This is a genomic window from Clostridium guangxiense, assembly GCF_021043395.1.
Classification (GTDB): Bacteria; Bacillota; Clostridia; order Clostridiales; family Clostridiaceae; genus Clostridium_S; species Clostridium_S guangxiense.
On sequence record NZ_JAJNKE010000002.1, the window covers coordinates 22,698 to 35,756 of the forward strand.

11 protein-coding genes are annotated in these 13,059 nt (G+C 29.5%); 4 read left to right on the forward strand and 7 right to left on the reverse strand.

The features are described from left to right. Nucleotides 1-152: 152 nt before the first annotated feature. Nucleotides 153-2,207 (reverse strand): RICIN domain-containing protein, encoded by a 2,055-nt coding sequence (locus tag LQK79_RS02025; RefSeq protein ID WP_231015314.1) that lies wholly within the window; start codon nt 2,205-2,207, stop codon nt 153-155. Between the two features lie 157 nt (nt 2,208-2,364). On the opposite strand from LQK79_RS02025, the gene LQK79_RS02030 reads away from it, so the two are divergent. Then, the gene (locus LQK79_RS02030) at nt 2,365-2,883 is read left to right on the forward strand and encodes a DUF1003 domain-containing protein (protein ID WP_231015315.1); all 519 of its coding nucleotides are present in this window, start codon (nt 2,365-2,367) and stop codon (nt 2,881-2,883) included. Nucleotides 2,884-2,891: 8 nt separating this feature from the next. On the opposite strand, the gene LQK79_RS02035 is transcribed toward LQK79_RS02030, so the two are convergent. From LQK79_RS02035 to LQK79_RS02050, 4 genes are all read right to left on the reverse strand, one after another. Beyond that, nucleotides 2,892-3,590, reverse strand: coding sequence for an isoprenyl transferase (locus LQK79_RS02035; protein ID WP_231015316.1), 699 nt, complete (start codon nt 3,588-3,590; stop codon nt 2,892-2,894). A gap of 44 nt (nt 3,591-3,634) precedes the next feature. Then, on the reverse strand, nt 3,635-4,261 hold the full coding sequence (locus tag LQK79_RS02040; protein WP_231015317.1) for a class I SAM-dependent methyltransferase: 627 nt from the start codon (nt 4,259-4,261) through the stop codon (nt 3,635-3,637). A gap of 78 nt (nt 4,262-4,339) precedes the next feature. Continuing rightward, nucleotides 4,340-4,924 (reverse strand): LysE family translocator, encoded by a 585-nt coding sequence (locus LQK79_RS02045; protein WP_231015318.1) that lies wholly within the window; start codon nt 4,922-4,924, stop codon nt 4,340-4,342. Nucleotides 4,925-4,935: 11 nt separating this feature from the next. Continuing rightward, entirely contained in the window at nt 4,936-5,376 is a 441-nt protein-coding gene (locus LQK79_RS02050) for an Lrp/AsnC family transcriptional regulator (protein ID WP_231015320.1), read from the reverse strand. An 895-nt stretch (nt 5,377-6,271) separates the two neighbouring features. Between LQK79_RS02050 and LQK79_RS02055 the strand changes: the two genes are divergently transcribed. Further along, nucleotides 6,272-6,847, forward strand: a complete 576-nt coding sequence (locus LQK79_RS02055; RefSeq protein ID WP_053241115.1) for a nucleoside recognition domain-containing protein — start codon at nt 6,272-6,274, stop codon at nt 6,845-6,847. 234 nt (nt 6,848-7,081) lie between these two features. Further along, entirely contained in the window at nt 7,082-7,603 is a 522-nt protein-coding gene (locus tag LQK79_RS02060) for a spore maturation protein (RefSeq protein WP_053241116.1), read from the forward strand. 298 nt (nt 7,604-7,901) lie between these two features. Here the strand turns inward: LQK79_RS02060 and LQK79_RS02065 are convergent, their stop codons facing one another. Beyond that, nucleotides 7,902-9,149, reverse strand: coding sequence for an IS110 family RNA-guided transposase (locus tag LQK79_RS02065; protein WP_407928496.1), 1,248 nt, complete (start codon nt 9,147-9,149; stop codon nt 7,902-7,904). Between the two features lie 373 nt (nt 9,150-9,522). Between LQK79_RS02065 and LQK79_RS02070 the strand changes: the two genes are divergently transcribed. Next, nucleotides 9,523-10,536: a CPBP family intramembrane glutamic endopeptidase gene (locus tag LQK79_RS02070; RefSeq protein WP_053241117.1), complete on the forward strand. Its 1,014-nt coding sequence runs from the start codon at nt 9,523-9,525 to the stop codon at nt 10,534-10,536. Nucleotides 10,537-10,639: 103 nt separating this feature from the next. Here LQK79_RS02070 and lon read toward each other — a convergent pair whose 3' ends face one another. Continuing rightward, complete coding sequence (gene lon / locus LQK79_RS02075) at nt 10,640-13,015, reverse strand: endopeptidase La (RefSeq protein ID WP_231015321.1); 2,376 nt, start codon at nt 13,013-13,015, stop codon at nt 10,640-10,642. Nucleotides 13,016-13,059: the final 44 nt, after the last annotated feature.

The following is a 13,059-nucleotide window of genomic DNA, read 5'->3' on the forward strand; positions in this document are numbered from 1 at the left end:
AGTACGGTTAAAACATTAAATTTTAGTGCCAACTTAAAAAAGGTTTAGAACTTTCAATTTGTTTCAGATGAAGCGAGTTATTGAAAGTTCTTAGGATTTTTTGAAATTGACACTTTAGATTTACTAATATTATTTAATATTTCAAAATAATATTACTTAACCGGTATTAGTTTGAATTTCTGATTATCTAGTCCTTTAAAATGTTGTTGTACAATACATGCAAAATCACTTAAGGTATTTTTATTAACTTCTAAGCATTTTTGACTGTGCTTAGCTACAATATTATAGTATCCATTTCCACATGGAATAAGCTTAAATCTTTTATTATTTTCAGTTTTTTTAAGAGAACATTGTAAAATAGGAGTAGAGTCATTTGTGTCATTATTCTTAATGTGTAAACATTTTTGACTGTGTTTAGCTATTATATAGTAATAACCATTACCACATGGCATAAATCTAAATTTTTCACTGTCACTTTCATCTTGGTGAAATTGAATTACTTCAGCATAATCTTTAATATCATTATTTTTAACTTTAATATATTTTTGACTATGCTTAGCTACAATATTGTAGTATTTATTTTCTTCTATATAGGAGTTAATAAACCATATTGTTCTTTCAGTTTTTTTAGATATAGTGTTTAAATAAAAGTTTCCATTAAGATATTTATAGTAAGACATATAAGGTTGATTTGAAAAATATTGATTTTCTATATAAACTGAATCTCCAGACCTTATTATATCATCAATTGAGCAATCTACTTTTTCAATTTTCCATTTCTGCTTACTCATATTAAAATCTTTTTTGTAATAATAAAATGATAGCTTTGTCCATGCACCTAAATAACAATATTCACCTGTGGTATGATCGCTTGTTTTGATTTTTACAATATCTCCTGATCTTAGAACATTATCATTTGGCTTTATAATTAATAATTTTGCAACTGTGCTTCCTAATTTGGGATATATTAAATAGTCATTTTCTGAGTTTCCTATAAATTTTCCATTTTTATTTTGAACTGTTACATTTAAAATATTTTCTTCTGGAAGTTCATCTATAAATATTTTATCTTTCTTCAAAATGTTTTTTACAAAATCAAGATGGTTTATAGCAGAAATATTAAAATTATAATAATTAGTTATTGTTTTATTAGAGCATATCTCAGCATCTTTAACCCATTTGTTTTCATCATAATCCTCAGGAATTTCAAGGTATTCGTTGTTTATCTTTATTTTTTCTATATATTGCTTCCAAGCATTTGTTTGATTATGAGTTTTTGTTTTTAATATTTTCTTTATTATACTTTCGGTTGTTTTATCTAAGGTTTCATATACATTAGTAGAAAAAGGTTTTTTGCTTCTAATGCATTTTAAAGCAGAAAGCATTTGTGTAAATGCTTTAAAGAAATCTGAAAAATTATCGCATATTAAAAATTCACTAGACCATTGAGGTTTATACTTATATTTAATATATGGATAATCTGGTATATGACCTAAACGCCTATGACCAAAATAAACATAAGAGTTGTAGGATGGTTTGCTTGGACTTGCCTCTTCACAACCTTCGTATTTGCTTACTGTAGTTAAAGGCCATGAGGTTGTAAGCTTTATTGAACTAATACTGCTATCATCTATTTCGTATATACTGCTTGCAGTATTATTAATAAACCATGCAGGTATTCCTACAAAATTTGAATGTGACCAAGTATCACACATCGCATGAAGCCTTAAGCCTATAAGCTCTAGAATATATGGCTTTTCAGTATGATTGTATATTATATCATTTATTATTTCAGAAACTAAAGTACTATTTGGAAGACAAAGAAGTTTAAACTGTTCTTTTGCTTCATCATCATAATGAAAATTGTAATTAATATGGCTTTCATCAATTTTTTTACCGGTGTATGCTTTTTTATTTAAGTTAGAACCATAATTACCAGGTAAAAAGTGAAATGGTATATATATTCTCGAAGTTTCAACAAGGTGGGTCTCAGACCAATTTCTATCAAGATCATATTTTGCAATTTCATTATAAGTTTGAGAGGTAGGTATTGGGTCTAGACCTGGAGTCAAATTCTTATTTAATTTATCCTTGTTGTAATCGTTAACATATTGAGAGGCATAAGCAATTATCTGAGAATCGTTGAAGTTATATCCTGCCAATCTTGCGGCAACATAAGTGGCATAGTAATGAAAATCCATGTTCATGAAAATTCCCCCTACATTTAGGATGAGCTCCTCATATTTATTATATTTGTTACATGAAGAAAAAATTACAATTTTATATCAATTTAATACCGATAGGATATTACTGATGTATTTTAATATACAATTATATATATACTATAAAGGGTGGTGTAATCAATTGAACAGTAAATACAATTATAAGGAAGTTACTGAAAAAATATTAGAAAGCAAAGAAGAGTTTGACGATATAGAAGAAGAACTTATACACGAGCTAATACAAGGCAAAGTTTCCAAGGATACTAATGTGGTTGATCAAAGTAGATTAAGTTTTGGAGATAAGATGTCCGATAAAATTTCATCTTTTGTTGGAAGTTGGCCATTTATAATGGTTTCAGTGTCGCTTATTATCATTTGGGTAATCATTAATGTATCGTATATAATAAAACCATTTGATCCTTATCCGTTTATTCTTCTTAATTTATTCTTATCTTGTATTGCTGCAATACAGGCGCCTATAATTATGATGTCTCAAAATAGGGAAGGAGATAAAGATAGGATAAAGGCTAAAAATGACTATAAGGTTAATTTAAAATCTGAAATAATCATAGAAGATTTACACTTAAAAATGGATGAAATTATAAAAAGTCAAAAGTTCATAATGGAAAAGATTAATGAATTGGAGAAAAGTAAAAAATAAATATATAATTAATGCAATACTCTATTATAATATTCTATGGCTTGAAACAAATGTTCTTTTGTAAAATCTGGCCATAAGGTTGGTGTTATCCATATTTTTGCTTTGGCAGATTGCCATAAGAGAAAATTGCTTATTCTATGTTCATTACTCGTTCTTATGATTAAATCTACATCTGGAAGTCCGCGAGTAAATAAATGATTGCTTAAAACCTCATCATTTATATCATCAATTTTAATTTTGTTTTCTTTAATTTGACATAGTAAGTCCTGAACAGAATTTATTATTTCTATGCGTCCACCATAATTTAATGCAATGTTTAAGGTCATTCCAGTATTATTTTGTGTAGATTCTTCTGCTTTTTTTATTTCATTTAGTAGTTCATCTGAAAGATTGTTCTTAACACCTATATGACGAACTTTAATATTATTGGAAGAAGCATTTTTGTGTAGTTTTTTAAAAAATTTCACAAAAAGCTTCATTAAAAAATTAACTTCTTCTTTTGAACGAGACCAATTCTCTGTTGAAAAAACATAAAGAGTAAGCACCTCAACACCAATTTTAGAACATATTTTAGTTATATTTTCTACTGGTTCAGTTCCTTTTTTATGTCCATATGATCTAGGCAAACCTTTTTGAGAGGCCCATCGTCCATTACCATCGCATACTATAGCTATGTGATTTGGTATTGAGTTGAATCTATTATTCATAATTTAAAATCCTTTCATTTTTGTATATAATGCAGACTTGTCAATTAATTTTGTTTATCAGTAAAATCCAATCTAATGAATTTTTTCATGTTGGGCAATAAATACTCCTCAGAAAAAATTAAGCTGTAACCTATTGTATTCATAGCTTTTACAAGAGAAGCTTTTTCTATATCTTTATGTAATAATGAAATTTCATCAAAAGACTTAATATAAGGCGAATCTGATACAAAATTAATATCAGGATTTTTTTGAATTACACAAGACACATATTGTGGGAAGTTTTTTGATAATTGTTTTATAAATATATCAATGCCTATATATTCGATAAATAGATTTGCAATTACAATATCTACTTTAGGCAAATCATTTGATAAGTTAGACAAGTCTAATTTTTTAAGCACAAGGCAATCTTTTAAGTTTTTATATTTTTCGTTACATATATCTAAATAATTTTTGTTTATATCGATTCCATAAACCGTCTTAATTCGTGAATTATCTATAAATTCTAAGCCATTACCTCCTGCTATGCCTAAAATAGCAATTGTTGAAATTTTATATTTATATATTTGTGATTTCATAATTTTATTTAATTTCTGTAATTGTTGTACTGATGGTAATTTCATATGATTCTCGTAGTCTTGAAGAGGAATTCTTTCCCAAGGATTGCTCATTTTTTCACCTTCTCATTATATAAATAATTTCTATTTTTTAAGAATTTGTATAAAGATAATATTTTATAAAATATAGCATTAATTAAACAATATAGCAAGTCCAAAGCAGATTAAGATTATTCCTACAGCATAATCTGTTATCTTTAAAAGCTTTAAATTAATAAATTTTTTTATAGAACTTCCAAAAAAACTCGCTGCACTTAAAAATACAAAGGTTGATGAAATGCAACCTATAGAATAAATAAATATATTTGAAGTCTTATTTGTGGTGATAATAGAACTAAAAGCACTTGACCAAAATACTATTGTAAGTGGGTTTATAGCTGTTAATTCTATTCCATAGATAAAACTATTTTTTGAACTTTTAGAAACTGAAGTTTTTTGTTTTCTATTAGCATTTTTTATATAATTTATGCCAAATAAAATTAAAATTATTGTTCCTAAAAATTTTATTATAGTATTTAAATAGTGCATTTTTAATAATTCGGATATAGCAGTAAAAGAAATTAATATATAAATTGCATCTACAAGGGTAACACCCAAAATCATTTTTAAGGCTTCTGAAAATCTATCGTTGATTGATTTATGAAGTACTGCAAAAAAAACTGGGCCTACAGATATCTGAAGCAGCATTCCAAAGGCAAAACCATAAAAAAAGTTCATAAAAATTCCTCCTAAGGATTTATTTCTTCTTTAATGCTTGAAAGTGATATTATTGTATTTGTTTTTTGAACTCCAACTATTTTCTTTAATTTGTTTAAAATGAAATCTTCTAGAGTTTTTGTATTGTTAAGTGCAACTTTTAGCATATAATCGTATTCTCCTGCTAGGTGATGACATTCTAGTACAGAAGAAAATTTTATGATTGAGCTTCTAAAACCAGATATGTGTTCTGGCTTATCAATATTTACAAATATAAAAGCAAGCAAGCTGCAGTTTGTTTTTTCTCTATTTATTTTTATTGTATACTTTTCAATAATGCCAGTTCCATCTAATTTTCTTATTCTTTCTGAAACCGCAGGAATAGAAAGCTTTATGCTTCTGCTTATGTCTGAAATCTGAATTCTTGAGTTCTCTTTTAATAAGTCTAATATTTTGTAATCTAAATCATCCATGAATAAACACCTACCTTAAATATTAATTTATATTATAGAATATTATTTGAGTTTGTAAATAACTTGATAAAAAATACTTAAATATTAAAGATAAATACTATATATACCTAAAATAATAATTGCAATAAAAAGTTTTAGACAATATACTTTAATATTTAAAGTGATATTTTATGAAAGGGAAAAATATTAATAATGTAGAGATGTATTATATATAGACAACCTAAGATATAGAAATTGCATATATAAAATTTATCCTGTTAAATCAGAATTTGTGAAGTAACAATGCTTCGTCGCGTTAAAAAAATCCTATAAATCTAAGGTTTAAAAATCATAAAATACTAAGATATTTCAATAACTCGCTATCGCTCAGACAGATTGAAATATCTAAGTATTTTACAATTTTTGAACCAAGATTTATTAGAATTTTTTTAAATCGTTCCTTCAGCATTGTTACTTCACTTCCACAGTAGTGCAAGGAAAAAATTCCTCCGTGCCTACGGAATTTTGGCGTGAATCTTTATAGTTCATTATTTAAACAATTTATCACTATTTTTATTGTAAAATGTCGCTAATAGTGTATTTTTTGTAGAGAAACGGAGAAAAATATTCCTTGCCTTTCGGGCCCAGTGAAGTAATGTTGACTTGGGATGGTTTAAATAAAGCTTTATAAATCTTAGATGATAAATCGTAAAAGTCTTAGAACTTTCAATCTGTTTGAGCCAAAGGCGAGTTATTGAAAGTTCTTAGAATTTTAGGATTTATCATCTTAGATTTATTAGCTTTATTTAATATCCCAAATCAATATTACTTCACTAAATTCCAGTTTGTCGAGATAAACTTGAAACTTATGATTTTTAAGTTCTAAGCTGCTCATTATATTAAGTGGGGTGATAATTTGATAAATTACATATGGTTTTTATTCATAGTTTTTGGCGCTATATTTGGCATTATAAGTGGTAGAGGAGAAGCTTTATCAAAGGCTATAGTAAATTCTTCTGGTTCTACTGTCGAACTTGTAATATCACTTGCTGGAATAATGTGCTTATGGTGCGGAGTTATGAGAATCGCACAACAAAGCGGACTTACGGACAAGCTATCAAAGATATTAAGACCAATATTAAAGTTGATTTTTAGAGAATCCAGTAAAAATGATAATGTTATGGGACCAATGATAATGAATATAACTTCTAATATGATGGGGCTTGGCAATGCAGCAACGCCTTTTGGCATAAAGACTATGCAGGAAATGGAGAAAGAAAACCGAAACAATGGAACAGCAACTAATGATATGGCAAAATTTCTTGTGCTTAATGCAGCATGTATTCAATTTGTTCCAACCACAGTTTTATCTGTGAGAGCGGCTTGTGGGTCAAAAAATCCAGCTATTATAATCCCGTCAGCTATTGCAACGTCGGTTACGGCGGCAGTACTTGGGATAATTTACTGCAAAATACTAGAGAGATATTTTTAATAGTTCACAGTGCACAGTTCACAATTTACAGTGAAGGATGATTTATCTTCCTCTCGTCAGATAAATCTAAAATTATATAAAAAACTGATATGATGTTCCAGTAGGCTGAATGAACGCAATAAAGCATTATATCAAAATGGCGTCAGCAATAAGTTTTAGATTTTCTGTAGAGAAACGGAAGAAAATCATCCTAAACTGTGCATTGTGAACTGTGAATTGATTGGGGGGATTAATTTGGATTATATTATAAAAGCCTTGATTCCAATTATAATAGTTACAATAGTTTTATATGGAATGCTTAAAGGAGTAAAGGTTTATGAGTGCTTTGTTGAAGGAGCAAAAGATGGAATTAAGATATGTATTAATATATTTCCATACTTATTGGCTATGATTTTAGCAGTTACTATATTTAGAGAGTCAAATGCTATGAATTATGTTATAGATTTTGTTAGACCAGCAGCAGAACTTGTTGGTTTTCCACCGGAACTTGTACCTCTTGCTATAATAAAGCCATTGTCAGGGAGTGGAGCATTAGGAGTTTTTGCAGAAGTGTTAAAAAAATATGGGGCTGATTCGTATATAGGCGTTGTAGCTTCTATAATGATGGGATCAACAGAAACAATTTTTTATACAATAACCGTTTATTATGGCGCTGTAAAAATAAAAAAAATAAGACATACACTTTGGGCTGCTATAATGGCAGATATGAGTGCACTCATAATGGCAACTGTAATGGCTAAGTTCATAGTATTTTAATTAGGTTTTGTTTTAAATGAGTGTTGTAAAGCAGAGACTTTAATTGAAATTTATTATACCAAGGTATATTATGTTATTTAATGTAAAGTATGTAATAGTAGCGTTATAACTTAGTCCAGCTAAGAAATGTCAATAAGAATTAAAAAAATAATTAATATTTTTATTATCTTAAAAAATGGCGACCTTAATAAGCTTTTGTTTGATTAACAAAAAGCGGAAATTATATTTATGGAATTATACTACGCAGCAAAGCCGCATTTCGCTTTGAGATAATTCTTTTGGTGTTCTTCTGGTGTAATTATTTCAAACCCTTTTCCATCACGAAGAATGGCAAATACCATATTACAAACTTATGCATAATAGCTCCAAGGGCCACCATTTTAGGCTTACTCTGGCATTTCAAAAGGTAATAATCCCTTAGAACTGGATTTTTGGCGGAGCCGTTTTTGTTTTTACTAATACTGATTAAAGCAATAGTGTGCAGGACTCTTCTGGCAATTCGAGATCCTCGTTTTGACATACTAATTTTTGTACCATTAAAGTTGCCGGATTGCTTTACTGCTGGATCTAAACCAAAGTAAGCAAAAAGCTGTTTTGGTGAGTTGAATGCAGAGAAATCTCCGATTTCGCTCATGAGACTCACGGCAGAGAGAAAACCTGCACCTTTAAATGTTTCAATCAAGTGAATTTGCTTTACAAAATCAGTATTTTCATTTTCATCAACAAGCTTATGCATTTCAGAGAGTATAGAAGAAATCTCTTCATCATACTTTCGAATGAAACTTATGTATAGTAGAATACGCTTAAAGTTACTACTTACGGAATAACCGAAGGTCTTTGCATCATTGGCAGCCTTTATAATGGCATTATACTTATTATTAGCATATGTAAGCCCAAAGCGAGCTGTATGTCTTATAGAATTAATAATATCTTCCTTGGAAGCATTTAAAAATGCATCTGGAGATGTGTATGTTTCTAATAAGTTCAACGATGTATTAGTAGTTATTTTCGAGAAAATTTTTAGGTATTGAGGAAAAACCATTCGAAGTTCACTTTGAAGCTTATTAACATAAGCAGAGCGGTTATCCATCAAATCATAATACTCCCTTGAAAGATTTCTTAAATCAAGAGCGAGGTCTGGTGGAATAAGAGATACTTTTAAATCTGGCTTTAAGCCTATTAAAGCAGCCTTTTTCGAATCAAAACGATCATTATGCACTTTTCTAATATTAATGTTTGTGCTATTCTTAGTGATGATAGGATTAATTAGGTTAACATTAAATCCAGTATCACGAAGATAGCAGAAGAGTGGGTAATGATAAATTCCCGTGGATTCCAGGAAAATGCGACTTTCCAAAGAATACAGCTCTTCTGCTTCTTTTATTTTAGAAACAGCGAGTTCAAGGGAATCAATGTTGGAATGTAGTATTTTAAAAGGTTTTCCAACAAAGGTCTGGTTAGGAAGTGCGATAGACATCCAACTGAAGTCTGCACCGACATCAATACCGACCGAAATAAATAAATTTTCAAATAAAATGTTTGACATGAGCAAAAGCTCCTTTCTGATAGGAATCCATTTCCATCTAATGAGTACACAACCTTGCGAGTTATACAGGTATAGCCTGAGGCTCCCAACCAGCCGAATCATAAAACCTCATTGAATGGACTAATTGACTAAATCACGGGTATGAGTCAGCTGATACTGACTTCCCAAGGAGGCGAACATTATTTGTCCTATCCTTGAAGATTATACTTTATGAAAAGTCTGGAGTCTATATAGGAGCCGTCAAGCATGATAATTAAATAAGATAACATCTGATAAAGGAAGAAATCCTTCTTCTGTTATCTATTGTAGAAACAATTGAATTGAGATGAGTAGTCTTAATGACTACATCATCATTATACAAGGAGATGAAAGAATGGAGAAGAGCTTAAAACAAATCAAAATGGAAGTAACCAAAGTTTTAACTATTATTTTTTCGGTCACTTATCTTATGGGAATAATATTATTTTTGGTGTATAAAAATTTAGATAAATCTGCTGGTCAATATTTTGCTTTAGTTCAAATGCTTTACCCAGCGTTTGCGGCTATTTGTATGAAATTATATTATGAAAAGAGTAATATGCCCAAAGAACTTATCAAATTTTTTAAAGAGTATATTGCATTTTTTATATTGTGTATAGTTATTTTAATTGTTGGAATTTTTGCATATAGGAAATATGTAGAGTTAGTATTAAACATGGTAGTGGGAATATTTAGCTTGATTGCTTTTGTTAAAATTATAGATGACAAGAATAAATATTTTGAAAGAATAAGCATGATATTAAGAAAAAATATAAAAATTACTATGTTGTTATCATTAGCTTTTATTGTAATTAGATTAATTGAAGTTGGAACTTCGGGAGTAATCTGTGGATTTTCAAGCAGAGAAATAAAAAATGTTATAATTACTATTTCTTTTTTACCAATAAGCCTATTAATAGGTATTGTAGCAGCTTTTATGCCATATTTTGGTGAGGAGTTAGGTTGGAGGGGATATCTCCAGCCAAGGCTTCAAGTTTTATTTGGTAAAAAGGTTGGGATTGTTGTGCTGGGAGTAATATGGGGGATGTGGCATTTACCGCTGTGTATTACATTGTATGGACCTAAAACACCTGTCTATAGCATAATATCATATCCTTTTTTTTGCACATTTCTTGCTATATTTTTTGGTTTTGTATATATGAAAACAGGAAATTTGTGGTCAACAATAATTCTTCATATAATAAATAATTCTTTAGCTTCAGGAGCTAACGGAGGACAATATGCTCAAGTATTAACATTAAAAGATTTAGTAATAGGAATAGCAATAGAAGGTGTTTTATTTGTACCATTCATATTTACTAAAGAATACAAGAATAATGAAATTAACAAAGTTTCTCAATCATTATAAAATGAGTGGCGATTATAGGTAGTAAATATTTTTTTACAAGAGGAATTTAAACTTTTTATCTAATGTCTATATATAAAGAAGAAGAGGTTTATGAGCCTCTTCTTTATTGTAAGTTGGTGTTCAAACTAAAAGTTTCTTTAAGCAGTTCATCTCCGCTAATTAGATTATCTAGTTTTGGAAGGGATATACCTAAGGTTTCCTTTAAAACATCCTCTACGGTTTCAACAGCCTTAATCTCAAGACTGTCTTTTACTTCAGAAGGAATGTCCTTTAAATCAACTAAATTATCCTTTGGTATTAATACTTTTTTTATTCCAGCTCTATCAGCAGCTATGAGCTTTTCTTTTAATCCGCCTATAGGTAATACAGCACCTCTTAAGGTTATTTCACCAGTCATTGCAAGTTTTGAATCTACTTTTATTCCAGTTGTAAGGGATGCAAGAGCAGTAAACATTGTTATTCCGGCAGAAGGACCATCTTTTGGTACAGAGCCAGAAGGAACATGAATATGAATGTCTTTTTCCTTAAAATTAAAACTATTTAAAGGAAGTCTTGATTTTAAAAGACTTAAGGAAATTCTTGCTGATTCTTTCATTACATCTCCAAGTTGTCCTGTCAATATAGTTTGTCCACTACCTGGCATGTGAGTTGCTTCAATGAATAATATTTCACCACCAACAGATGTCCAGGCAAGTCCTGTTACAACACCAGGAGGGTTATCATTTTGAGCTTTTTCATGGTTAGAAACTTGTCTACCTAGCAGCTTAACAAGATCTTGTTTTTTTACTAAAAAAGTATCATTTATTTCTCCTAAAGCAATTTTTTCGGAGGCAACTCTTGCAATGGCCGCTATTTGCTTCTTTAATCCTCTTACTCCCGCTTCTAAAGTATAGTCACTTATTATACTTTTTAATGCTGAATCATCTATGCTTAAGTTATCAGGTGTAAGTCCATGATCTTTGAGTACCTCGGGAACTAAATGCTCTTTTGCAATGTGGAACTTTTCATTTGCAGTATAACTTGAAATTTCAATAATTTCCATTCTATCTAGAAGTGGACGAGGTATGCCGCTTAGTGAATTAGCTGTAGCTATAAAAAATATATTTGACAAATCATAAGGAGCGTCAAGGTAGTGATCTGTAAATGTATCATTTTGCTCTGGATCGAGAACTTCAAGTAAAGCACTAGCAGGATCACCATTATAATCACTTGTGAGCTTATCAACTTCATCTAATACCATAACAGGATTTTTTTCGCCGGCTTTTTTTATGCTTTGGATTATTCTCCCTGGCATTGCTCCCACATAAGTTCTTCTGTGTCCTCTTATCTCAGCTTCATCTCTTACTCCACCAAGGCTTAATCTTATATATTTTCTTTGTAGAACTTCTGCAATACTCTTTCCAAGGCTTGTCTTACCAGTTCCAGGAGGACCTACAAGTAGAAGAATAGAACCACTTTTATCTTTTCTTAGCTTCATAACAGCAAGATGTTGAATTATTCTTTCTTTAACCTTTTCCAGTCCATAATGTTGTTTATTTAAAATAGCCTTAGCTTCATTCAAATCAATGTCCTTTTCTTCTGGATTTTTCCAAGGAAGTTGTACTAACAAATCTAAATAGTTTTTTATTATACTGTAATCAGAATTACTTGGATTTTGATTTTTAAGTTTATTAAGTTCATCCATAGCTATTTCTTTTATATCATCTGGCATTCCAGAAGCTTCAATTTTATCTAAGTAGTCTGTGTCCTTTGAGGAAGCTTTATTTCCATTTTCATTTAGTTCACTTTGTATTGCCTTTAGTTGTTCTCTCAAAACAGATTCTCTGTAACGTTTATTAGCCTTTTCGGAAAGTTTTTCTGCAACTTCAAATTTAAATTTAATTGATTCTTTTTCCTTTAAGAGGTAATCCAGAAAGTTTAGGCTTCTTCCTTTTAAAGATTGAATGCTTAAAAATTTATATTTTTGTTCTAAAGAAAGGGGCATAAATTGTGATATATAGCCTATTAATTTGTTAATATGTTTTATCTTATTTATTTTATCAAGATATACTTCGGCTCCATTAAAATTCTTTGCTAGTTCATTAATGGTTTTTTTGATAGAGGAAAGCATTTCGTTTATGCTGGCTTGTGATAAGTCTATAATATCAGATGCTTTTTCGTATTCACCCATAATAAATCCATTTTGAAATTGAAGCGATGTTACGCTTACACGATCAAGTACTTTAATCTTTAAATCGTGACCTTTAAATGTTTTTTCTATATTTAAAATCTTGAAAGTAACTCCAATTTTATAAAAATCATCTTCCGATAGATTATCAAATTTGTTTTTTAAAGAAAGTGCTATATTTGAAGTATTTTCATTGCCTAAATAATTTAACGATACTTTATTAAGATTATTTAACTTTAATGTATATTCCATACCCGGCAGCAAAACGATGTCTAAAATTGGGATGATTATTGCTAAATTTATATTTTCCATAATTATTTCTCCTTTCTTAAACTTTAAATGAATATTCATTTAAT